At 46.4% G+C, this 25,475-nt stretch carries 18 protein-coding genes; 2 read left to right on the forward strand and 16 right to left on the reverse strand.

The annotated features are described in order from the left end of the window. Window positions 1-194: 194 nt before the first annotated feature. The 9 genes from V6W81_RS26800 to V6W81_RS26840 form a co-directional block, all read right to left on the reverse strand. Window positions 195-1,847 (reverse strand): ABC transporter substrate-binding protein, encoded by a 1,653-nt coding sequence (locus V6W81_RS26800; RefSeq protein WP_338540897.1) that lies wholly within the window; start codon window positions 1,845-1,847, stop codon window positions 195-197. Window positions 1,848-1,871: 24 nt separating this feature from the next. After that, window positions 1,872-2,741: a carbohydrate ABC transporter permease gene (locus V6W81_RS26805; protein ID WP_056702053.1), complete on the reverse strand. Its 870-nt coding sequence runs from the start codon at window positions 2,739-2,741 to the stop codon at window positions 1,872-1,874. Between the two features lie 15 nt (window positions 2,742-2,756). Beyond that, the gene (locus V6W81_RS26810) at window positions 2,757-3,698 is read right to left on the reverse strand and encodes an ABC transporter permease (RefSeq protein ID WP_338544071.1); all 942 of its coding nucleotides are present in this window, start codon (window positions 3,696-3,698) and stop codon (window positions 2,757-2,759) included. Window positions 3,699-3,922: 224 nt separating this feature from the next. After that, on the reverse strand, window positions 3,923-5,473 hold the full coding sequence (locus tag V6W81_RS26815; RefSeq protein ID WP_145044445.1) for a response regulator: 1,551 nt from the start codon (window positions 5,471-5,473) through the stop codon (window positions 3,923-3,925). A gap of 486 nt (window positions 5,474-5,959) precedes the next feature. Continuing rightward, on the reverse strand, window positions 5,960-6,877 hold the full coding sequence (locus V6W81_RS26820) for a class I SAM-dependent methyltransferase (protein ID WP_338540898.1): 918 nt from the start codon (window positions 6,875-6,877) through the stop codon (window positions 5,960-5,962). A 117-nt stretch (window positions 6,878-6,994) separates the two neighbouring features. Next, on the reverse strand, window positions 6,995-8,218 hold the full coding sequence (locus V6W81_RS26825) for an MFS transporter (protein ID WP_338540899.1): 1,224 nt from the start codon (window positions 8,216-8,218) through the stop codon (window positions 6,995-6,997). Between the two features lie 275 nt (window positions 8,219-8,493). After that, window positions 8,494-10,557, reverse strand: coding sequence for a molybdopterin-containing oxidoreductase family protein (locus V6W81_RS26830; protein ID WP_338540900.1), 2,064 nt, complete (start codon window positions 10,555-10,557; stop codon window positions 8,494-8,496). A 477-nt stretch (window positions 10,558-11,034) separates the two neighbouring features. Beyond that, entirely contained in the window at window positions 11,035-11,877 is an 843-nt protein-coding gene (locus V6W81_RS26835) for a formate/nitrite transporter family protein (RefSeq protein ID WP_338540901.1), read from the reverse strand. A gap of 836 nt (window positions 11,878-12,713) precedes the next feature. Continuing rightward, window positions 12,714-14,075, reverse strand: a complete 1,362-nt coding sequence (locus V6W81_RS26840) for an FAD-dependent oxidoreductase (RefSeq protein WP_338540902.1) — start codon at window positions 14,073-14,075, stop codon at window positions 12,714-12,716. 502 nt (window positions 14,076-14,577) lie between these two features. Between V6W81_RS26840 and pelA the strand changes: the two genes are divergently transcribed. Continuing rightward, on the forward strand, window positions 14,578-15,780 hold the full coding sequence (gene pelA, locus V6W81_RS26845) for a pectate lyase (protein ID WP_338540903.1): 1,203 nt from the start codon (window positions 14,578-14,580) through the stop codon (window positions 15,778-15,780). 114 nt (window positions 15,781-15,894) lie between these two features. Here the strand turns inward: pelA and V6W81_RS26850 are convergent, their stop codons facing one another. The 3 genes from V6W81_RS26850 to V6W81_RS26860 form a co-directional block, all read right to left on the reverse strand. Next, window positions 15,895-16,374, reverse strand: coding sequence for a glutathione peroxidase (locus V6W81_RS26850; RefSeq protein WP_128103863.1), 480 nt, complete (start codon window positions 16,372-16,374; stop codon window positions 15,895-15,897). A 322-nt stretch (window positions 16,375-16,696) separates the two neighbouring features. Next, complete coding sequence (locus V6W81_RS26855) at window positions 16,697-17,587, reverse strand: ABC transporter ATP-binding protein (protein WP_145044457.1); 891 nt, start codon at window positions 17,585-17,587, stop codon at window positions 16,697-16,699. A gap of 413 nt (window positions 17,588-18,000) precedes the next feature. Further along, the gene (locus V6W81_RS26860) at window positions 18,001-18,702 is read right to left on the reverse strand and encodes a CPBP family intramembrane glutamic endopeptidase (protein ID WP_145044459.1); all 702 of its coding nucleotides are present in this window, start codon (window positions 18,700-18,702) and stop codon (window positions 18,001-18,003) included. A gap of 92 nt (window positions 18,703-18,794) precedes the next feature. Between V6W81_RS26860 and V6W81_RS26865 the strand changes: the two genes are divergently transcribed. After that, window positions 18,795-19,538 carry a MerR family transcriptional regulator gene (locus V6W81_RS26865; protein ID WP_338540904.1) on the forward strand — a complete coding sequence of 248 codons (744 nt, stop codon included), beginning with the start codon at window positions 18,795-18,797 and terminating at the stop codon, window positions 19,536-19,538. A 66-nt stretch (window positions 19,539-19,604) separates the two neighbouring features. On the opposite strand, the gene V6W81_RS26870 is transcribed toward V6W81_RS26865, so the two are convergent. The 4 genes from V6W81_RS26870 to V6W81_RS26885 form a co-directional block, all read right to left on the reverse strand. After that, window positions 19,605-20,114, reverse strand: coding sequence for a hypothetical protein (locus V6W81_RS26870; protein ID WP_338540905.1), 510 nt, complete (start codon window positions 20,112-20,114; stop codon window positions 19,605-19,607). Window positions 20,115-20,347: 233 nt separating this feature from the next. After that, entirely contained in the window at window positions 20,348-23,527 is a 3,180-nt protein-coding gene (locus V6W81_RS26875; protein WP_338540906.1) for a hypothetical protein, read from the reverse strand. Beyond that, window positions 23,524-24,783: a TRAFAC clade GTPase domain-containing protein gene (locus tag V6W81_RS26880; RefSeq protein ID WP_128103867.1), complete on the reverse strand. Its 1,260-nt coding sequence runs from the start codon at window positions 24,781-24,783 to the stop codon at window positions 23,524-23,526. The genes V6W81_RS26875 and V6W81_RS26880 overlap by 4 nt, the downstream gene beginning before the upstream one ends. 38 nt (window positions 24,784-24,821) lie before the next feature. Beyond that, on the reverse strand, window positions 24,822-25,469 hold the full coding sequence (locus V6W81_RS26885; protein WP_338540907.1) for a beta-mannanase: 648 nt from the start codon (window positions 25,467-25,469) through the stop codon (window positions 24,822-24,824). Window positions 25,470-25,475 lie beyond the last annotated feature (6 nt).

Genomic DNA, 25,475 nt, shown 5'->3' on the forward strand with positions numbered 1-25,475 from the left:
GATTTTACTAGTACGTGTTGAACAACCTCTACTAGATATATCACATGCAGGAAAATTCTCCTATATCTTTTTAGCGCCCCGCTCGTCTAGCAGCATTCAACGCTTGGATGATGCACGAATCTCCCTTTTCGTTCGTGTGTACATGTTCAGATTCGTCTATATAGCATATGAGGCATAATGAACATTCCTTGCTATTATTTTGCCTTATACCGGTCATACGCAGCTTGATGAATCTCGATGGCGCGGTCAATGCCCATGCTTTTGATCGTTTCAGCCATCGTGTCAAATTCCGTAATTGGCTTCTGTCCGCTAATGATAGCCGTCATCGTCTCGTTCAGATACGTATTAACCTGGCTCATAATGGACGTGCTTGTGCTAACCTCATCGGAGGACAAACGAATTGGCGGAAGTGTCAGTGCTGAGCTGGCTTTCATCCATTCCTCATTCGCTGCACGTTGTCCTTCATCGAACAAGAGTGCATCCAGATAGCGGCTGTCTTGGTTGATCGGGCCATCCATAATGGATAGTGCATACGAAGCTAGAGCCTGATCATACGTTAGACCATTCGAATTATCTACAATAACATCCGTGAATTTGACGCCATCTCCTTCTTTTACATAACTGTCGTTCTCGATCCCGAAGTTGAACAGGTCACTGCCCTCTTCACTATAGTTATAGTCCATCCACTGTACGATATATTTCAGCTTATCTTCATCTGCCGAAGACGTAATGGCTTCACCATAACTGAGCACCTTCGCTTCCATGTTAAACGTCGCATAAGCTGTTCCATCTGGAGACTGCGGCCACGGCGCACCTGTCACATCGAAGTTCGGGTCGGTATCTCTCATGAGGTTAAAATATTTCCCCATCCCGCTGAATACACCGCCCTGATAAGCACCCGCCAGATTGTTCGTAACCTTGTAGTCAAACGCTTTACCATCATTCGTCATGATCTCAGGGTCGATCAACCCTTCCTTATACCACTTCGCCATCGTTTCGAGGAAATCGCGATATCCTGGTTGGATCGGGCCAAACTCCACCTTGTCTCCATTCATCTGGAAGCCGCCAATCACGCCAAAGGCAGTAGCAAAGTCATGCAGCTTCGTCAGGTTACCTGGTCCCCAGTTACCCGTGAAGGGTAATTCATCTTGTTTCCCGTTGCCATTCGGATCTTGTTCCTTGAACGCTTTAAGCACCGTATACCATTCATCAATATTCGTTGGAGCTTGCAGGTTCAATTTATCGAGCCAGTCTTGACGGATAATCAAACCAGAGGTTGCATTCAGCTTGAGTGCATCCAGCTTGAGCAGTGGGAACATATAGATCGTTCCATCATCAAGGGCAATCTGCTTCTTCACATCCGGATCAGATTCGATGATGCGTTTCAGGTTAGGTGCATAGCTATCGATCAGCTCGTTCAAGCGGATGATTCGGCCATCCTTGATCATTTTCTCCGGTCCGCCAACAGCGTCAGCCCAGTTGTAATAGATCACGTCAGGTAATTCTTTGGTAGAGATGAGCAGGTTAAATTGATCCCGTTGTTGTCCGAGTGGCGGATGCGTGAACTTCGCCTCGATCCCCGTTCTCTTTGCCTTTTCCTTGTAAGAAGCCATATCTGCAAAATTGTTCAATGAAGCCGTGAGCTTCGCATCATTGGCGCGCCAATAATCAATCGTGAAGGGTTCGCTCGTAATTGGTAGCGGAATTTTAGTCAAGGCTTGAACCGCAGGCTCCGTCCCTTCTTCAGGCTCTGTAGCACTTGGTTCACTAGCTCCTCCAGTACATCCAGCCAATAAAGACATGGTGAGCAGAGATGACAATAGAATAGACCCCATTCTTTTTTTCACGTAATTCGCCTCCAAGGATTAAATTTATTGTTTCACAGCACCGATTAAGGCACCCTGAACAAAATAGCGTTGGATAAACGGATACACCAGCATAATCGGAAGTGTCGAGATAATAATGGTGGCATATTTGATGTTCTCACCTATTGCAAAGCCTGTGTCCACACCTGCCCCCATCGCTTCCGTGCTACTGCTGATTAAGATGTCGCGCATAATAATCTGGATCGGGTACAGTTCTTGACTCCGTAGATAGAGCATCGGCCCCACGTAGTCATTCCAGTGATCCACGGCGTAGTACAGCATCATAACCGCTAGAATCGGCTTCGATAAAGGCAGTACAATGCGGAATAAAATCAAGAAATCATTGGCGCCATCCAGCTTCGCGGATTCGATCAGACTGATCGGGATGCCTTCGAAGTTTGTTTTCATAATGAGAAAATAGAATGTGCTGATCGCTCCAGGGATAATCAGGGCAAAGCGCGTGTCCACCATCCCCAGATTCTGAATGAGCAGGAAGGTCGGAATCATACCTCCACCAAAAAACATCGTGAATGTAATCAACTTCATCAGCGTTTTTCTACCCAGCAGATCACTACGGGATAACCCATATGCCGCGAGTGAGGTCATTAGCAAGTTGATTGCTGTCCCCACCACCACGTAGAAGAGTGTGTTCATATAACCCGTGTAGATACGGGTATCCTGAAATACCGCTTTGTACGCTTCCAACTGAAATCCTTCCGGCCAGAGCATGAGTGAGCGGGAACGTAACATCTGATCCGGGTCACTAATCGAAGAGTTGAACACGTACAGCATCGGGTAGAAACACAGGATCATGACCACCAAGAGCAGCAGCGTATTAAATGCATCAAAGATATGTTCACCTGTAGACCTCTTCATCGCTTCACCTTCCAATTACCAGAGACTGGTTGAGTTGAGCTTTCTGCTGATTGCATTTGCAGCGATAAGCAGCGCAAAGTTAATGACTCCGTTGAACAGCCCAATGGCTGTTGAATACGTATAATTGCCCTCCAGAATACCGGAACGGTATACAAAGGTTGATATGACATCCGATGTCTCATAAGTCGGTGCGGTTTGCATGAGCAATATTTTCTGGAAATCGGCATTCATCACTGCGCCCATACGCAGAATAAGCATGATGACGATGGTTGGCATGATGCCAGGCAGTGTAATATGGAGCAATTGGCGCCAGCGATTCGCACCGTCAATCTTGGCAGCTTCATACAACTGGGGATCAATGCCGCTAAGCGCCGCCAAGAAGATGATGGACGCCCAGCCTGCTCCCTGCCAGATATTCGATAGAATGTACAGCGGACGGAACATATCCTTCTCTGCCAGGAACATCAGCGGCTGTAGATCGAAGAATCCACGAATGACATTGAACAACCCGCCGTCCAAGGATGAGAACGTTTTCAACATTCCGACCACGACAACAACTGAAATAAAATGCGGCATATAGCTGACCGTTTGCACCGTGCTTCTGAACCATTTCTTACGTACTTCATTCAAGAGCAAGGCAAGTATGATTGGGGCAGGAAAGCCGAATACAATGCTGTAAAAACTCAGAATCAATGTGTTCTTAATGAGTCTCCAGAAGTAATAACTTTCGAAGAACATCGTGAAATTGTCAAAACCGACCCATTCTCCAGCCAATATACCTTTGACCGGGCTATATGATTCTTGAAACGCCATCAGGAGCCCATACATTGGCCCATAGCTAAAAATCAGATAATAGGCGACGACAGGAAGCAGCATGAGATATACATACCTGTTACGAACAAGTTCCTTTTTCACAAAGCTCCATTTGCCAGATCGCTTCAAATGTCCCGGCTCCATCACCGGACTTCGCTTCAGCTCCATCCACTGTACCTCCAATTCTGGTGTGAAAATCCTCTATACTCCTAATGATAGGACTTAGGTGGGTCTTCTTCCCATGCTCATTTCCGAGATATGGATGTTCAAAACCGTGTTCTACAAGTTCATGTGTAAAAAACACGGTTTTCAGCAGATCAAAGCTGGGGGGCGATGCACAACAAAAAACCTGCTGTCAATGAAGACAGTCAGGGTATAGCTTTCTTATATTCGGACGGAGAGAAGCCCGTATATTTCTTGAACACTTTGCTGAAGTAAGGCCAGTTCGATCCAAAGCCCGTATACTCTGCGAGCAAGGACACCGTATAATTCCCATCCTGCTCCAGTAGCTCTAATGCTTTTTGTATCCGGTAGGTGAGGACATAATTGGTGAATTTCTCGCCCGTCTCTTTCTTGAACATCTTGCCAATGTAATCGGGATTCATGTAGATCTCTCCGGCAATGGACTGGAGTGTTAATGTTTCATCCTGATAGCGTTTCTGTACAAGCTGTTTCACCTGGTGCACCATCTGAGACTGCCTGGAACGCTGCTGTTCATAACGGCGAAGGGTGATCTGTTTGGCGACAGTCAGCAGGAATTGCTGGAAGGAATGCAACGTACTCGTCTCAATCATGCAAGGTAGTCGGTCCATATAATGCTTCATATCTGTGGCTCCGCTAAGCCGAATAATCTCCATAAATATTTGGATCAGGTATGATTTGGTCTGGGATATATCGTATCGAAGATCGACCAGCAGTTGGAAGATTCGATTCAGCTCTGCTCCCGCGTCCTGCCAGTGCCCTGCTTGAATTGCGGTGACAAGCCTTCCCTGATCGTACTCAAACTCAGGCACCTCCCTCTCCTCTATTGCGGCAACATCCCGCTCCATAATAAGGCTGCCCTCTCCAAGGTAAAAGCGATGATTCAGGTACGCAATCGTTCGCATGTATAATTGACGCGTCTGTGGTAGTTCACCCGGCTCACTCAGCGCCATCGTCAGATCATAGCGATAATAGCGGGTAAAGGTAGCTCGAATCTCATCAATATTCCGAAATAGCTGTGCTTCTGACATCGTATCTTCCATCATGACGAGCAGATGTCCTCTAACCGTTGTACTTAATATGGGATTATGAAAAATATCCTCTGCGATGTTCTTAACAGCGAACAAGTGCAGATACTCATGCTCTCCCTCAATCTCGACTAATAACAAACGTACACGCTGACCCAGAAATTGCACACTAAATAACTCGCCAAAATACTTCCATTCCTTCACGCCATACGTCTTGTTGGTGACCAATTCCTTCAGAAAATATTCCTTCGCATGTGGCAATACTCGCTCCAAATTGTATTGAATGGCCTGCACAAAGTGCTCATGATCTGTAAGCTCACGCTTCTCACTGACCAGCTCGCCAATCGCCTGTACCAGGCTCTCCTCACTGCATGGTTTGAGCAGGTAATGCTTCACCCCATATTGCATGGCAGTCTTCGCATACTCAAATTCGGTAAAGCCTGTGAGCATAATGAACGAGATATCCCGATATTTCTCCGCCACCGCTTCAACAAGTTGCAGCCCATCCATACCTGGCATACGAATATCCGAAATAATAATGTCAGGACGTTGCCTTTCGATTGAAGCAAGCGCTTCCAATCCATCGTGAGCAATACCGATGAGCTCCGTACCCAGTAGGGACCAATTCACGACACTGGAAATTCCGTCAGAGATCAGAAATTCATCATCAACCAACAAGACCTTGTACATGTAGAATATCCCCCTGATTGTTAACTGCTTTTTTTATTCTATTATATGAGCATTATGCATAAATATGGGGGTTAGTTCCGAATGACAGCGTTCATGTTATATGAGCCTGTGTTGTGGACAGTTCTTGATGAGGTGATTTTACATGAAGATTACAGAGACACGATCAAGCTTTTAATATAATGGTATAAAATGGATTAAATGTTATGATTGGATGTGAGGTTTATCAACATGAAATTAAAAGTTTTTCTGAAATACTTTCTGGGCTTTTTTGTTTTATGGAATGTATTATCCGTGGTATTCAGTATGATCTTGCTGGGTGAATCGTTAAATGAAATTGATTATATGCTCAACATATTCGGTGGAACTATCTCTAGCGTGTTAGTTGCAATTGTAAAGGCAAGAAATGAATGAAAAACAGCCTTCCCTCGTTTCAAGAGGAAAGGCTGTTTGTGGTTATTCCGGGATACCATTTTGTCTAAGCAATATTTATAGTTTTACCGCATGGATATAATGTACCGACTCAAACGCCGATAGATCATCCGTCCGATTCGAGAAAAATTTCTCTTGGATGTCCACTGGAGAGAGATGCTCATAAATGAGCAGACCAGCCTTAGCCAGTAGCTCCTCCATCTCCGCATATGTGTAGCACGTTTGGATCGGCTCCCCGCCTACTGCAGCCATATGAATCATATTTTGCACACGATTAGAGATGCCCTTCTCTTCAAACAGATGCTCGTCTGGATAATCAAATACAATAGAGCTTCCCGAAGGTACGACAGCGAATATACGCCGAAGCAAGTTAGACAAGTCCTCTTTGGTCAAGTAATAGGATACGCCAAGCAAGCTGAAGAAGGTTTTATGATGATCCCTAAATCCAGCATTTATCATAGCCTGAACAGACAGTGGAAGCGTGAAATCCATAGGTATAAAAGTGAGATTACCGGGAACATTCCAATTCGCTTGTGCCAAGCGACTCTGCTTAGATTCCTGTGTAGCCGGGATATCCAACTCAAAGATGCGAAGCGTGCTACTGAGCTCCCTATGCCTGAACGCAAACGTGTCCAAACCAGCCCCAAGAATGACATACTGTGTAGCTCCGAGTGTCACCTCTTGAAGCAGAACCTGCTCACAATAGGCTGCACGAGCCAGTGGTGTAGGGGCAAGCTGCACATGGACAATCCATTTCAAGATCGCATCTGGATCATCCTTCATGTTAGATGCCTTTCCTGCATCAAAAAATGACATCCCTTGAATCATATTATTCCGGATCTCTGAATGCTCCTGAGGTGATATCAATTCCTTAGCCAGACTATCATTGAAAATGCAAGGTACATCATACTGACTGTGATACGCTCGACTAAACGCTGACACTAATGAAGTTATACTTGCCTTTCCGTGCTTCATATCGTGTTCCTCCCACAAAAAAATAAGATTCCCCCTGGCCAGGAGAATCTTATTATATACGGGATGTTTATATATGTAAATTATAGCATATAAACAAAATTTTGTCAATCATTTATTTTAGCCGTCGATTCCATATTCCTTCACCTCACGGTGCCGATTCAGTGCCGCATGCAGTAGGAAACCAACAACCGCTACAGCTGCCATCGCAGTCGCAAGCCAGGCTACAGGAATTAATCCTTGCTTGTCATACATGACTCCCATCGCATACGGACCAATGACCCGACCAATTGCTCCGATGCCGCCGGACACCCCAATATAGAAGGGCGCTGCTCGTCCAGCGTGCTCGGATATAAATGCCGGCGTTGCCGGGGAGATCAGCATTTCACCAAAGGTCGCGAGCACCATCGCTAGAACCATGCCCGGATAGTTATACATTGTAATCATCACCAGGTATGCCATGCCATAGAATACGGCGCTAGCCGTCATCTGAGCGTTAGAGGTACGAGCCATTGTACGTTTAATCCACGACGTGAAGGGCTGTCCTACAAAGATCAGCACCCCGTTCAGAGTCCAGAGCAGACCATACATTCTTTTCTCCATGCCTTCTGAAATAATGTACGGCGACACCCCTGTATTCCAGATCGAGTTACCAAATAACAGGAACAGCACACCTAGACTCATAAACAGATACAGCCTCGTATTGCCTAGCAGTGCCCATACACTTGCACCACCGGTCTCCGTCTGGCGTTTGGTCAGATGTACTTCCCCTTGCTCCGGTTCAAGCCGCGACAGATAATACCAGAAGAATATCGCAAAGCCCGCCGAGGTGACCCCGTTCAATATGAAACTGAGGTGATACGAAAAGTCCGCCAGAAATCCACTAAGCGCTGTACCAATCGCCACACCGATATTGTTCGCCACATAAATAATGTTGAACAGCTCACCACGCCGCTCTGCGAACCGAAAACCGATAAACGCTTGAATCGCAGGTAGCGACAAGGAACTGAATAAGCCAATCCAGCCCATTGCACAGATAAATACAACCCAATATGCGCTGATCCACGGTAGAGCAAACAGCCCTAAGGCATTCAGTGCCAGCGATCCGATAATCAACTTTTTGACTCCAACTCTGTGATACAGTGAGCCGCCAAGCAATTGTCCAAAAATACCGCCCAGCGATTGAATCAGGATGACAAATCCGGCGTTAGCCATCGTCCGACCTAACTCGTCAAACACATACATCGTTGTCAGCGGCCACATCAAGGCACTGCCTGTCGCGTTGACCAGACTTGCCAGCAGAAATATTTTTACTTCCTTAGGATAGGAATCGAGCCATCTCATAATCTTCGTTCATGCTCCTTCATACACCAACCTGTTTCCGTAGAAAAAGCTCCCACAACGACTGGCATGACCAGCCGAAGCGAAAGCCTGTATGGTAAAGTTTATATAATATGAATCTATTTCATAACTCATTAAAACGAGTTTTATGTAACTAGATATAGAAAAATTGAACCGTTTCGATCTATATCTAGCCTTGATTTAAGCAGCTAAAGGTATTATGAAATTGATTCAATATGAATCTATATTACCTCAAAAAAACAAGCTTGCAAGCACACTCACTGACGCTTCACTTCAACAGTGGCAGAGAAAAATGTTGCGCCATTCCCCATATCAGATAGACGGTTAGACGTCAGCGTATTGACGCGCTGTTTCTTCCCTTCGCCATCCCACCACAAGCCTTGGCTGATTACCGTTCCAGGTAGCATCGCTTCGGTAATTTTCGCTGTAAGCTCAATCTGTCCACGTTCGTTCCACACGAGCACCATGTCTCCCTCTTCCACGTTTCGACGTGCGGCATCCTCTGGATGTATCTGTAGCATAGGCATTTTCTCCAGACGTTGGTGCTTCTGCGTATTCGCAAATGACGAGTTCAAGAAGTTATGATTCGGCGGAGAAACAAACATCAGCGGATATTCATCCGTAACACTGGCAGGTCGCTCTCCATCATAACCTTCCAAGGATGTGCGGTACGTAGGTAGGGGTGGCAACCCACGCTGCTCCATCGTTTCGGAGTACAATTCAATCTTCCCAGATGGCGTGGGCAAACGATCCAAATAAGAATCATACGGCGTCATATCCAGCTTCACAAACCGCTGCTCCTGAAGTGCCTCCAGCGTTACTCCGTTCATATACGGGTTATCTGTATTCTGGAGTGCTGCCTCAATCATCTGTTCTGGCGTCTCGCCAAAGATCTCAGGATCATATCCCATCGCCTGTCCAAGTAAGGAGAACAACTCAACATTGCTCTTACTCTCCCCGATCGGCGCGATGACTGGCTCCTGCAATTGAACGTACTGATGCCAGTAGGAGGTGTATAGGTCTGTTGCTTCAAACGAAGACTTCGCAGGTAGCACAATATCCGCGTATTTGGCCGTATCCGTCATGAATAGATCGTGTACAACCGTGAATAAATCTTCTCTTGCAAAACCTCGCTCCACCCGCTCGGAATCCGGTGCAACAACCAGTGGGTTGCTGCAATATACTAACATCGCTCGGATTGGCTGCTCCGCTTCGAGCAGCGCCTCACCAATCCGGTTCATGTTCACTACTCGCGGCTCTGGATTGTGCCGCAGATCTGGACGCTCCAATGCATCGCTATTGGTGCTCGCATAGCTATTCGTGCGCACGGCACCGCCGCCGCGCTGCAACCAGTGGCCTGTAATCGCAGGCAGACAAGATATGCTGCGCACACTCATCCCACCATGATCATGATGCTGGAGGCCATTGCCGATATGAATATGCGCTGCGTTCGCCTTGCCGTACAGCTCAGCCAGCTTCACGATGTCAGCTTCCGGCACGCCGGTAATGCGTGCTACACGCTCTGGGGTATAACTTTGAACATGATCACGCAGTGCCTCATGTCCTACGGTATACTTTTGCATAAAGGCTTCATTCGCCATCTCACGTTCAAACAACACATGCATGACTCCCAGTGCTAGCGCACTGTCTGTACCCGGGTAGAGCGGGATAAACCAGTCTCCCCATTGAGCGGTACGGTTGCGATGTACGTCGATGACAACAATCTGAGCGCCCTTCTTGCGAGCTTTCTCTGCGAGTACAACCTGATGCATATTCGTGCTGACAATGTTGCCTCCCCATACGATGATGAGATCCGCATGCTCGGTATCCTCTGGGATTGTCCCTTGATTAGCGCCCATTGTATATTTCCAGCCGGTATTGCCCGCCGCATTACAGATTGTCTGCTCCAGCATGCTCGCTCCAAGTGCGTTGAAGAAACGTCGATCCATACCGTCAACGCCGAGAATGCCCATATTGCCATAGAAGCTGTACGGCAGAATGCTCTCTGATCCGTAGGTCTCCGCAATGGAACTGAATTTGGACGTAATCTCGCCAATCGCTTCATCCCAGCTAATCTGTTCGAACTTGCCTTCACCCTTGGCGCCAACCCGTCTCATCGGATATTGAAGCCGCTCAGGGTGATATACACGCTCGGTCATATTTCTAACTTTATTGCAGATAGCACCCTTGGTGATTGGATGATCGGGGTTTCCCACGACCTTTACAATTTTTCCGTTCTCTTTATGTAACAGCAGACCGCATGTATCCGGGCAATCAAGTGGACAAACTGCCGGAAATACACCATTCTCCTGATTAATCATGTTGAAGTTCCTCCCCTGTAAAAGCTATCTCTCTATCATATCTTCTCTGGTGCGTTACCGTAAAGAGAACAGTTCATTTTCTCATCTACACAAGACGCCATTATTTTGCAAAAAAAGTTTTTTGCTTATGATTCATTCTCCAGATTCAGGGGTAAATAAAAAACAAGGCATTAGGCTAGTGTTTCCCCACTTCCTCCTCATGCCATATCATGGACCACTCCCGAAATTCGCCATGAACAGGTTTCGTTCCCCCGAACCTTGTCATGGCGAATTTATTTTGTGTATTTATATATTATATAAAACTAAACGCATGATTATTTGTAGCTGTCACTTCGATGACAAAATAACCTTAACTCTGCCCCACCGACAAAAATAAACATGAAAAAACGATCTCGTTTCCGCTCTGCCACGGGGTTGCTCACCGTGATCTAGAACGAGACAAGATCGTCTGCACTGTCATACTTCCTTGATATCATGTTACGCCTGTTTGCTTAGCATCGGTCTAGCATCAGGCTCGACTGCCATTTTTAACTCCGGCTTCACTTCGGACTCGCTTTGACGAAGATACACCATATAGTAAGCTGCCGCGACAAACAGAGCACCACCCGTCAGATTACCCAGCCATACCGGAATGAAGTTCATGATGTATTGTGCCCACGAATAATGCCCTTCGAAAATCGCTGCAGGAATTAAGAACATATTCGCTACAACGTGCTGGAAGCCGATCGCAACAAAGGCCATCGTAGGAAACCATATGCCGAGCACTTTACCACTCATCGTATCTGCTGCGTAGCACAACCACACTGCCAGAGCCACCAGCCAGTTGCAACCAATGCCGGAGATGAAGGCTTGCAAGAATCCGTCATGCAGCTTATGTCCCGCCATATCTACAACCTTCGCTAGATATACGCCCTCACTCGTTAGCCCTAACACATGACCAAACGCATAAGCCACGAAGATTGCTCCTAGAAAGTTCCCAATCGTCACCAAAGTCAGGTTCTTGAGCATGCTGCCCACCGATAGTTTACGTGCGATTGTAGCTAGAGGTACCGCCATCATATTGCCAGTCAGTAACTCTCCGCCGCCAATAAGCACCAGAATAAGACCTAATGGGAAGACAGATGCACCGATTAGGTTCACAAGGCTACCCCACTCTGCCGGAGCAGAAGCAATCACCCGTATGTTCAGCAGAAATCCTAGAGATATAAACGCCCCTGCCATAAAACCAAGGATAAGTACAGATAAAACAGGATTGTGAGCCTTCTTAATCCCGCTCTGCACCGTGTATTGTGCAACCTCAAGAGGTGTTTTGACCGCCATCGCCATTCTCTCCTTTACTTCTCATATTGAATGGAACGTTCTTCAGTTCATGTGTGAATAGTTACAGCTTCACTGTCTGAACTGTCTGATCTAATTGTATCTTGGCTGGAGATAAAACTTTGTGCAAATAATCACAAAGAATAGATGCATTTTTAGTTATTGATCGTTTTCACCGTTTCATAAGTTATTTTTACTTCAGAAAGGAGTAGTTTAATGCTTTTTTCATTTCAGTTCGAATCCTCATTCTTTATCAGACTGCAATTCTTGAACAAAAAAACTGCATTTACACTGAAGCGAAAATGATATTCGTAAAGAAGGCTCTAAAGGAGAGTCTCAACGATGATTGAATTACGGTTCCTTATAATGATGACTGAAGATGAGTTCTTCACTTCATAATATTAGCTCTGGTGCTGCACCTAGTGGGGCTAAACAATTTCGGATTTATATCTTACGAACATGAGACACGTTATTTGGCCGATTTTGCACCGATCCGGTATCTAACGAACTCAGTACACCTTATTGTGATCATTTGGAGGAATCCGGACACTATATCAGGCTTTTTCGTGAAATAGGACTGCTGAGGTTCGTTACAACTCTAACATTGCTCAAATATAGGTTATAAGCTCACCTGAGTTCGTTAGAATTTTTGAGGTGACTTTGAAACGTATAGCACATCCTACATGCTATGGTTCGTCTATCTCCAGCTAAATAGAGAACATGCTACTTCTCTCAGAACAACCAAAAAAGCCAGCGATTGCTCGCCAGCCTTTTGGTTTGATTAGTTCCTTCGATTAGTTCCTGATTTACTTTTATGACATCCAGTAATTCGAGCTTGCTTACACCAACGCTGGTGCTTTCACTTCAATTGGAGGTAGAGCTTGCAATCCAGCTGTGTTCAAGAAGTTCCACGGTTTGTTGTAATGTGGCTGGAAGAAGAAGTCGATGAACGCGAGCTCATCTACCGTCATGTTGTTTTGAATGCAGACCGAGATGGTATTGATCGATTGTGTCAGATCCACTTGGGACATCACTTGTGCACCAACAATGCGGCGAGTTGCTTGTTCATAGACCACTTTGAGCAGCAGCTTCTCAGCTGTTGGCATGAACTCCGGACGGTAGCTATCCTCCAAGACGACAGCCTCAACCACCAGACCTTCATCTGCTGCAGATGTTTCGGTCATACCTGTACCTGCAATGTTTTGATCGTAAATTTTGATACCCGACGTACCCTGTGTGCCCATATAAGGTGTTGTAGGACGAACCAAGTTACGCGCTACGAGTGTTCCCATCCGTACAGCATTGGTTGCCAGTGGGATGTAAGATGCTTTACCTGTTGGGTTGTAATGAATTGCACAGCTATCGCCTGCGGCGAAGACATCTTTCTGACTTGTTTGCATATATTTATCTACAATGATAGCGCCATTCGGCAGCATATCCACCTGACCTTTGAGCAGCTCCGTATTCGGGCGGAAGCCGATGCACAGGATAACGAGATCCGTTTCAAACTCACCTTTGGATGTAATAACTTTGCTCACTTTGCCATTCTCACCGGTAAATTTCTGTACCGTCTGACCCAATGCCAGCTTAATACCGCGGCTAGTCAGCGTGTCTTCGATGGCATCTGTAAATTCAGGATCAAGGTATTTATTCAAAATACGATCTACGCTATCAATCAAGGTGACTTCCTTACCGTTCATTTGGAAAGCTTCCACCAATTCAATACCGATGTAACCTGCACCTACAACAGTGATACGTTTGGCGTCTTTGGCTTTTTCGATAATGGTATTGGAGTGGTTATAGTTTTTGCAGAGCAAGATGTTATCCATCTCAATACCTTCCAGCTTCGGAATAACCGGCCATGACCCTGTAGTGACAATGAGCTTATCGAAAGTATCTTCGAATTCTTCCCCTGTTTGCAGGTTTTTAGCCTGAAGTTTGTGATTAGCCGTATCAACGGCTGTAACTTCATGCAGCATTTTGGTTACAACGCCCAGATCAGCGAGCTGGTTCGGGGACGAGTAGAACAGTCCATCCGGATCTTTCACCACGCCACCAACATATAGCGCAATACCACAAGATAAGAAGGAGATGTTGTCATTGCGCTCGTACACGGTGATTGTTGCGTCTGGATACAATTTGGCGGTGTTAACAATAGCTGCGGTTCCTGCGTGTGTACATCCGATAACTGCGATTTTCATTTAAAATTCCTCCTTGAGTGTATGAAAAATTATAGGATTTATAATGTTAATTTAATTTGTGAAATATTTCACTACTTTGTCGATGCTGTTCATGTGATTTATTTCACTTTATACACTCATTATAATGTGATCTTTTTCACATTGCAATAGGTTTCTAAAAAAAATTGTCGAAATGCAGTTTAACTCGGCTGGCCTGCTATTGATATGATCCCTCGCCCTGGGTAATGGCTATGCGTGTATTGCATGGGTTCACAACGTTATTTTCCCCTGAAAACAAGCCCTTTATGCTCCGATATGATGATCTGCATTGCTTCAAATGACAACACAAAATGGGTTAGTTTTACCCCTGCTTTAACGTAAACCAAGAGTGGAAATCCATAATTTTCAATAATATAAGGTAAATGGGTTGATTTTCATAACAGTAAGCGCTTACAATATAGGCATATGATCCTTTATTTGGATTTTATATGCTGCAAATACCAAAATTACAGGAGGCGTTCATTTGAAGAAACATTCAGTGCCTGCCACACTCAAATTGGTTCCCGTCGCGCTTGCCGTTGCCATGATGACAGCTGGAGTCGCTGTACCTTACGGTGCTTCTGCTGCTTCCACTGTCCCTGCTGCTGCTGATTCTCCACCCATTACGATCAAAACCGAAGTTCTGTCCTCCAAAGTTTCAGCAGGTGTGGATGTCTCTTCTCTGCTTCAGAAGTTTAGGGATTTCAGTAATTTTGCCACTGGTGATCTAGTCAAGGACACAGCCTATGCACTCAATATCGTCTCATGGCAGATGCCGCATGGTGGATTCTACAAAGACATGGAAGAGCAATATGCAGCACCTTGGGATGGCTTGACAGCACGCTCTGGCTGGAAAGATCCAAATGGCACTGAACTCGGGACGTTTGACAATGATGCTACAACATCGGAGATCCGTTTCCTGGCTGATATGTATAGCAAAACAGGAAATCCCGTCTTTAAGGACAGCGTCCGCAAAGCCGTAGGCTTTATCCTGACCTCTCAATATCCATCTGGAGGATGGCCGCAGGTATATCCTAAGCGGAGCAACTACTCTGACGCAGTGACTTATAATGACAATGCTATGGTACAAACGATGGTATTAATTGACGACATCGTGGAGCGAAGACAAGGATTTGACAACGATATTCTAAGCAACAGTGACCGTAATAAACTAAAAACCGCTCTGAATAAGGGTATCGATTATACCCTTAAAGCACAGATTATCAATAACGGTCAGCCTACCGTTTGGGGTGCACAGCATGATCCTGTGACCTATGCTCCTGTAGCAGGCAGAGCGTATGAGTTAGCCTCCAAGTCGGGATCTGAATCAGTAGCCATAACGGCTTTTCTCATGTCTAGGCCTCAGACTCCGGAGATCGAGCGAGCAGCAAAGGCAGCTTTGCGCTGGTTTGATACGGTTCGAGAAAATGGAACCAAATATAATCGGCAAGGCCCTGTTTATTTTGAGCCGGATGCGGGGAGCGTGATCTGGTACCGCTTCTATAACGTAGATGAAGACGTGCCTTTCTATGCGGATCGGGATGGATTGAAATACATGAACATTCTGGACATCAGCGAAGAACGGCGACACGGGTATTCTTGGGCGGGAAGCTACGCACGTAATTTGTTAAAGCTTGCTTCGGATGCCGGGTACTATCCTCTGAGCACACCTCTGCCTGGATCATAGAGCTTATTCCGCCAGGCATCTTGCGTAATCAAAAGCGGACTTTGTGAACAACCTCTATAAAATAATAAAGGAGCCTGGTCTCTTAATCGAGACCAAGCTCCCCACATCATGTATTTAACCGAGCAGCTTCTCGATCTCTGCTGTCATAGCTTCTGGAGATTCTTTAGGCTCGTAACGGCCTACAACCTCGCCCTCACGATTAACCAGGAACTTCGTGAAATTCCACTGAATCGTGTTATCTTCACCTTCACCTGGTTGCTGTTCACGAAGGTACTGGAACAATGGATGAGCATCTTCGCCATTAACATCGACTTTGGCAAACACAGGGAAGTTAACTCCATAGTTTACTTGGCAGAACGACTCAGCTTCCTCACTCGTGCCTGGCTCTTGTCCACCGAACTGATTACAAGGGAAGCCCAATACAACCAGACCCTGATCGCGATAACGATCATATAACTTCTGTAATTCGCCGTATTGTGGAGTCAGTCCACATTTGCTGGCTGTGTTGGCAATCACCAATACTTTACCTTGATACAGATCCAGAGGTGCTTCCTGATTAGCGGTAGTTAACGCTTTATACGAATATACGGACATGACTGATTCCTCCCATGATTGATATTGTTTTGGTTCTAAGCCCAAGCTAACTTAACCAGAACGACGATGCGCTCTTGAGTAGCCTGTCTTACTATTATAAGCATGAACCGTTTAATTACCAAATATCCTCAACGCCTACCTATCTGTAACCACTCGCCTTTCATTAGACTCTCCACCGTGTACACCGTCCTACATAAAAGTTTAGTAACAACCTCTTACAACCGTCTCTATACCAAAAAATAAGCCACGTGCAATACTGCACATGGCTTCATTCTGTAATGTATGACCTTCTATGAACGGTCTTCAATGATTAATTTCCGGTTTAACTTCCCGTTGCCTGATGAACACGTTGTTCTGTACGTTCTCCAGCATGAACCATCGCACTGTTGATCACCCGTGGATCTGGTGTCGTAGATTGTTGTTGACGCTCCCCTGCAAGAGCATAAGGCAAGCAGAGAGGTACACCAGAACGTGGATCAATAACGATATCCGCTTCAATGTTGAATACTTCACGGAGTACATCGGAGTTCATAACCTCTACAGGAGAGCCTGTAGCGATTGCTTTACCCTTCTTGATTCCGATCATATGATGTGCATAACGAGAAGCATGGTTCAAGTCATGGACAACCATAACAATGGTGCGGTTAGCTGTCGCATTAAGCTGTTCCAGCAACTGTAACACCTCAAGCTGGTGAGCCATATCGAGGAACGTTGTCGGCTCGTCCAAGAAGAGAATATCTGTTTCTTGCGCAAGCGCCATAGCGATCCAAGCACGTTGACGCTGTCCACCAGACAGTTGATCAATTGGACGGTCATGGAACTCCGTCATGCCTGTCACACTAATCGCCCATTCAATCATGCGCTTATCTTCAGCACGCATTGAACCAAAACCTTTTTGATAAGGGAATCGTCCATAAGACACCAGTTCCGTTACTGTGAGTCCCTCGGGAGCTGTAGGATTCTGTGGCAAGATCGCGAGTTGCTTCGCTACTTCACGCGTGGATTGCTTATGAATGGACTTTCCGTCGAGCAGAACGTTACCAGCCTTAGGATTCATGATCCGAGCCATCGTTTTCAGGATCGTAGACTTTCCTGAGCCGTTGGCTCCAACAAGTGCTGTTATTTTCCCTTGGGGAATCTGGATATTCAGATCCTCAACAATTAGTCTTTCCTCATAAGCGATATCCAGCTTAGACGTCTCCAGACGAAACATTCGATCATCCCTCTCTCATTTATCCCGGTGATACCCCGGCTATCGACAACGAAAACGAAATTGTAATTCTGATTATTTCCGGCGCAAAATATCTTCTATACTAAAGATACTGATAATCATTATCATTTGTCAACAGGTAATCGAAATTTAATCTATTTTTTCTAAGCTGGATCGACACATTTTAGCTACTAACTTCAGTTATTGCCCCCATAAATACCTGTGTGAATGTGAGAGCTTTTCTCAGCACAAGCGTAACCTAACACGTCCATTCCCCCAAAAAACCATCCTATCATCAATATGCTCTTTCGATCCATTTATGCAGAAACTCAAAGGCCAATAGCTCATCACATCCACATTCACATCCCTACTACAGTATTCATCCTGTCCTCTTGCACGCACCATACCAAGTCGCTCTATCCCAACGCTGTTAACAACACAGCAATCGTATTAAACACACCATGAACGATCATGCCAGGCACAACCGATCCTGTGCGTTCATAGGTCCATGCAAGCACAACTCCACTAATAAAATTCACAGGCATGGCGTTCATCGTAGGATAGTGTGCAACAGTAAAAATCAGCGAACTAATCACAATGGCCCAGCTCATATTCACACGAGTGCGTAGCCAGCGATATATAAATCCACGGTAAAATATCTCCTCATAAACGGGTGACACAATCCCTGCCGACACTACACCAATGAGAATTGTAAACACTGTAACACTTTGCTTCAAACTCTCTGTTTTGCTGTTGTCCACCGTATTTCCAAACAAACTGGTGAGATACACAGCTCCCACGCTGAGGACGATGAGCATGAGTGTCCATAGCGTAATCCTCCACCAATCCTTTGCAGGGAATCCCTTTAGACCTACCTCTGTCCAGGACAGTTTCTGTGGTCGTAACGCGACCAAATAGATCCCTAACAAAAGAACAATCGCAATCGTTAGTCCTGTAAGAGTTCCCGAGTACAGCGTATTGCCCAACCATTGCTCATACAGGGACTGTACTGCAAACTTAATAACCAATATGACAAATACAAATTCAAGCGCAAGCAAGGCGGCAAACTCACGCCATGTCCACTGATCCATCTTCTTCCACACGTCTATGCTAGTCATCCTTAACCCCTCAATCCTCTGTGATATACTTGAATGATATGTGGTGACGTTACGTCACCTGCAAGTCATATTTTCGGGAGGAGAGCAGAACCTTGAATCGATGGACAACAGGACAAGTATCCAAACAGCGGAATATTTCGGTTAGAACACTGCGGTATTATGATCAGATCGGTCTGCTTAAACCGAGTTATAAGGAAGATAACGGCCGCCGTTATTATTCAGAGGAAGATTTATTCACTCTCGAAAAGATAACCTTGCTTAAGTCATTATCATTACCGCTCGATGACATTCGAAATGTAATGGACAGGCTGTCCTTTCGCCATATTTTGATCGCACACCATAATCATCTTCAGGAGCAGCTCACTTCGCTTCAGAGCAGTATTGCCAATACGACATCCTTGATTAACATGGTTGACCTAGAAGGTGAACTCTCTTGGGAACGCGTCTCTCATCTGGTTCATAACGTACAGCCTACTGCCAAACAGTGGATCGAATATTTCACCGATGACGAAAGTGCATTTCTACAGAATGCCCTACCCAAGCTAAGTAGCGGTGACCAGGCAACTCAACAATATGTCTCTTTGCTACGACGGATTGAGTGGTGCATACAGGAAGCTATTCCACCACAATCCGATGAAGGTTACCATATTGCCTTTGAGTTAATGAAGCTATCACAAGAAACCTTCAACGGAGATGAGGAATTGATGGAGAAGTTCTGGGAAGTGAGGAAGCGCCCTACTGAAGAGTCAGGACTATACCCCGTATCTGAGGACGTGCTGAATTTTGTGGAGATGAGCATTGCTTATGTCCTTGAAAAAGAGAAAACACAGCAATAGTTCAAAAGGATTGATTAAACGTAGCCTGCCTATCGTTCAACTTTCTACTATATTCTCACCCTTTCTTCAATCCGATTGTATCTCGTGGAGATATAAGATCATTCTTGTCTTATCATCAAATCCAGTTTCCTCTGACTCGAAGTCCGCTTCTACTACCACCTGAATCTCATCCATCGGGATATCTCGAAGCTGTTCCTCAGTTAGCTCGATCTCACGTTCTTTCGTATACCACTCGTTAGCCTTTAGGATGGTTGTAACTCCGAGGTCTATAGAGCTTCTTGGCGGAAGAATGGATTCCCCATCATGATGTAGGTCAATATCGAACAGTCCAACGCCATGAAAAATTTCATGCTCGGTCTGCTCTCCAACATACTTGATGCTGGGACGAAAATGGATAAGTTGCTCCCCTTCAGGAGTCGCCACGAGCTGCAGGACATAATTCCCCACCTGTCTTGTTGCTGTAAGTGATCCATCTTGCTTCTCTATCTGATCCGGTGGATCTGAGATCGGATCACCTGCATTAGAACATCCCACTACGACACAACACATCAGTATGATGGCAAGCCAAACTTTCATCATATGCCCCCTATGTCATCTAACTTTATTCTATAAACCTCTACATTCTAGACAGTAAAACCCATCCAAATGTTACATAAAAATAGATTCCTGTTCACAAAAAAAAATGACCCCGGTAAACCATTACCGAGGTCATCTACATGAATGAATTGCATAACATGAGTTCTTGAATGTATTGTGTTCAGACATGAGTTCATAACATTCAATACGTGAAACGGACAGAAGGCTGTCTTCTACGCTTCCGGTTGTGGCGACAGCTCAATCACAGTGGTTCCGCTTTGGATACTGACAATGTTCGCTGGATCCACATCCGTCGGGAGTGAGACCTGTTGGCCGAAAGGATATAAGCGATCTGCCGCCTCAACGGTAAGTGGTTCTGTCACAGCAGAGCCTTCTTCTCCAGACTCCGCTCCGTCAGAAGATCCCGATGGCGTTGTCCCCGCTCCATCTTGGGAAGACTCGTTCGTAAATGCCGTAGAATCGGACGTTGTGGTCGAATCGGAATCCTGACTTCCATTGTTACTGGATTGGGCATCATCGGTTGTGTCAGTAGAGGTACTTTCCGAACTTCCATCAGAGCTATCCCCCGTATTCCCTTCTTCCGTATCCTGTGATTCACCATTAGATGAATCTACCGTATCTGGTTCCTCATTCCGGTTGAAGCTCTCCCACTCACTTGTCGCATCCTCCAGTTCAACGACGCTACCGTCCGCCAGCTTCAATTGCAGCTGATCCGTCTGCAATGAATCGCGGTCTGCTTCATTACGGAAGCGAATGACGAGTTGCGGCGCAGTCGCTGTACCGCTCTCTTCGGTTACTGGTACGATGTATGCCATCTGATCGGCTAATGAAACTTCTGGTTCAGCCGGGATCGCAGGGTCTTGAACCGGTGTAGGTGAAGCGGCAGGTGGTTCTGCGTTATTCCCCATTAAAGCATACGTTCCTCCGGCAATGCCGAGAATCAGAATCACCACGAATGATCCTAGAAAGACATTTTTCCTCTTCCCAGTCAATAAACGTACCAGTGATGAAGATAACTCCGACTTCGCCCGGTCATAGGTTGGCTTCATGGTCTTACTTGCTCTAGCATAATATGGCTTAAAGGCTGACTTCGACTTGAAGGCTTCACGATCATGCGCCTTGAAGTACGCTACGATTGCATCAGAGTAAGGCTTGCTCGCTTGAGACCCTCGGATAAAAAGCCGTTGATTGCCCGACCATTCCAGAAACGGGTACAGACCTCGCTCACTGCCTGCTGTGCTCCGAACAAACTCAATCAGTCCTGCATAATCCAGCTTAGCCCCACTACCTCCACGGTAAAAGGCAAGAGGCAACGCTGCGAAAGCATCCTGATCAGGACGTTCTCTAAGCTCATCGGCAAGCCAGCGTCTGGTCCAGCGCTGGAGCTCATTACGCTCTGTAAGGGAGAGGGCTTCCAGTTCTTCTTCATCCCGACCTTCCCCACTGAGCCATGCTCTCGCGGCCAGCATCATGTTCGTGCGTGCGGATACATCTGAGCCCTGACGCGCAGCCCAATCCCGAACCTCACGATCATGCTGCAAAATATCAATGCTTAATAACTGTGCCCGGCTCACTCGCTCTAGATCAAGATCCTGAATCAGGAAGAGATTAATAACGTAGGCAAGCTTGTCCGCCAAGCGGGTTAATTGCTCTTGATATGACAAGGCTCCAGCGTCAGCTCCAGGTTTACGTTCTGGACGGGCAACGGCCTCGGATTGACCGATCTGTCCTGTAATTCCCGTGTCTACAGGGTCTTCCGTAGAAGTCGAGACACGATCCAAAACACTCACTCGACTGAGTGCTTCATTGGCGGATTGCACCGGATTTGGTGCAGAGCATAACCGTTCACGAAGCTCTATGGCTGTCCGTTCTAGCAAAAAAGCATTATGGATCGACGATGGATGGGATAGCACCCAATTTTCAATGACGTCCACCACATTTGCCGCTAACTCTGTATGTTTTAATTGACTGTCTAAGTAAGGCTCAAATAACAGCTTGGTCAATGATTCATTGGTTAACACCTTACCGAAAAATGCACGATTCAGCGCAGCATTCCGATCCAGTAAACTGTATAATTCTTGAACCGCCCGCATACGTTTCTGGGTACGCGCATTGTTGATCGCATAGATGAAATAGTCCACGATTCGGGATTGAACCACTGGCGCGGCTACGGCGAAATACTCACCGATCCGAGCTGCAACCGGCTCTTCAGGCACATTTTCACGTTTAACATTATTAAGTTCCCGACTAAGCAGCGTCAGGAATAGCTCATTCAGACGAGCGCGGCGCTGGATTGCTCCTTCGGGTTTCAGATATGTAAGAAGCCCACTTAGCACACCACTTTTATTATTAAGGTATAGGTCTTCATGTCCTTGTTCCAGCCGGTAAAATAGCGATAACTCACCGTACGCTTCAACCGAAAGCTCACGTCCAGGCTCCATGCCTGACAACATCTCGTCGGCAAAAGAATAAAACGGCGTAGCCGCCTTCGGATCATGCAGCAATGACCATGCAAAATCCATATAAGGAAGATTCGCCACTGCTGCATCCACGTGGTTTACTCTGCCTGACATGAGATCAAACGTAAAGTCCTTCTCTGTATTACGATCTTTGGGACGAAGTGTGCCTCTCTCCACGAACTGAAGGTGGATGCCTTTCTTCGCCTGTGGCTCCTTGGCAAACGTCATGAACCCAAGCTGTCTCCGGAAGGCGTAAGGTAGTGCCGTATAGAGCAGACGAAGCAACCCCTTCGCCCCTGCTGTGACTTGCTCTGCGGGCAGATCCAATGCGATATACACTTTACGGCGTGTCGCGACAGCCTGCATCACAGCATAGAGCAAACGCTTGAACAACGTCTCGTTCAGTTTTAACCCCGCCAGAATCTCGACAGGTGCGACTGAAGAGACTTCAGAGCTCTGCCCGACTTCCCTCTCCCTTGTAGAGGCACCTGGCAATTCAGACAGCGCAGGCAGTACTGTGCCTTGCTCGATGTCATAGGACGTAGCAAACACCGCATCCAGCCAGCCGCCTGTTCTCATCAGCTCTTCCGAGCGCTCAGGAGACAATACATAGTTATGGGCGAAGAAGGCACTACGAAGCCCGGTAAAGTCTGCCGCTTGGTACACATTCTGCCCTAGAATCGTCTCGCCACTGTCCAGATGCAGTAGATGTATGGCAGCTGGGAACTTGGTCTCGTCCTTCTCGCTTCGGCCAGTCAGCTCCGCAGGAGCATCATAGACACAGTACGGATGAAGTAATTTTTTGATAAAAGAAGGTTCCAGTCCCGGTGATGCCGCGACCGTATCGAAGCCTTCTGTGGTGCGAAATACCCCTCGCCGCTCTCGGGTATACATCTGTTGTTCAATCGGCGGGGTCATGGAAGACTGCATCATCCCACTCTCCCCTCAATGTACTTCAGCTTGTAGAGCAGCCATAGGAATGGCTCGTCCACGCGAATCGGACTAACAACCCCTTGTAGCTTCATATCTACCGGATTGCTTCCTAGTGCGGACACAGCGAAGTATGCCGTATCTTTGAAATAGACATCCATTGTGCCTTTGAACGGACGATCCACCTTCTCAATAAACCGGCGAATCTCTCCATCAATATTCTCAAACTCCGTCAAGTCGAACCAATCGCGGTGTACCATGTTACGGAACACGTTGCTGTTGGATTTGATGTAATCGCCATCCTCATCCTTCAGGGAATGCAGCATGTCGCTTTTGGTCAGCACAACAGCTGTTGGGATGTTTGTTTTTGCCTTATCCTGATAAGCGATAAAGTCACCGAACAATGTCAGTACCACGTCGCGCGGTTCATCGTATCTTGGTGTCCACTCACCCGGCTCATTGCCGAGGTTTATCCGGATTTTGTCCCGAATGGAGCGAATCTGAAGTGGATCAACCATAAACAGAATGCCTGCTGAGTTTTTGATATGCTGTCCATGAAGTCCTAGATAATCCTGCTCCACCATACCCTCGCCAGCCACGTCAAAAAACACCAGTGTCAGCGGAGCTTTATCTTCGTCCTTGAACACAAATTGGAAAATAAACGGCTCCTGCAGCTTCTCCTTCTGCGTTGAATCCAGCAGATCACCCCGCTCAAACAACGGCTCTTCATAATCCGCACGGAATCTACGGCTAATCTCTGCATTCAGCGGCATACAAGCAGCATCAAAATGATCGGCTGTGTAATGCTGTAACGTATGGATGAGCGATGTCATGTACACCGATTTACCCACCTGGGAAGCCCCAATAATGGATATGATATTGCTTGGCGCCTTGCCTGCTGTCACAGGTAGCTCATTATGACAATGCGGGCACAGTCTGCGGCGGGTAACGACACCATACCGATCATTTAATCCCATCACAATGTTATCTGAATAAATGCGATGCTCCTCTGGTACGTCATGCGGGGCAAGCACGGCCTCCATATCAAACACCGTATCAAGCCCAAACCGTTCACGGTAGCGATTCAGCTTCGCATCTTCCCCGAGTGCGTAGTCTTCATCGTCGTCTCGGTGATGAGCTGCCCGGAATACAACCTCTTCAGGTGAGAATTTACTGAAACAATAGGGACATACAATATCGTAAAATAGCGGCCGTTCTTCTGGCTGCTGTCTTTTCAAAAAACGACTAAAAAAGCTCATAGCCACTCCCCTCCCCTAATCGAAAGTCAACCTATTCATTAGTCCGATATTAGCCGGTACACCGTTCCATACTTGGGGCCGTCTGTGAAGAATAGTCTAACGTATTCATCCTTCGCAATCTCAACAGGAGGCATCTCATTTCTTCCAGGTGCAAAATCATTTACAAATGGATACACCGTACCGTCTTCCTTATTAAGCGGAACACTCCCCTGTTTACGAACATAACAGAGCGCCTCCTTCGGAACGGGTGCTTCGGTCGTAACGGTCATAAATACACTTTTTCTTTTCTGAAAAAAACCACTCTTATACCGAATGGAAAATCGAATATCCGCCTTGCCTGCACTCGCCATTACCGTGTTCTCACCGTTCGACTGACGGAGCAAGACAGGCTCGGCATCATCCATCCTACATATATAAACCGTATAACGGATCGCTCCAAAACCTGTTATCCGATCCACGTATCCGTTAGTTGCTTTGTATTCCTCACGCGTATAGAGCTTCAACTTACCTTGCGCATGTGCATCGCCGCTGTTCTCCTTGCCCAGCATCGCAACCTCCAGCCGTTCAACATACACAGCCTCAACACCCTCTGGCCAGAGCCAGCGGAGCGTACACATGCCTTCGTCCACCGCCAGTGTCAGTTTGCGAATGGTGGGCGCCGAAGGATCTGCATCCGTAAATTGCATGTTCCT

It is taken from the genome of Paenibacillus tundrae (genome assembly GCF_036884255.1).
GTDB lineage: Bacteria > Bacillota > Bacilli > Paenibacillales > Paenibacillaceae > Paenibacillus.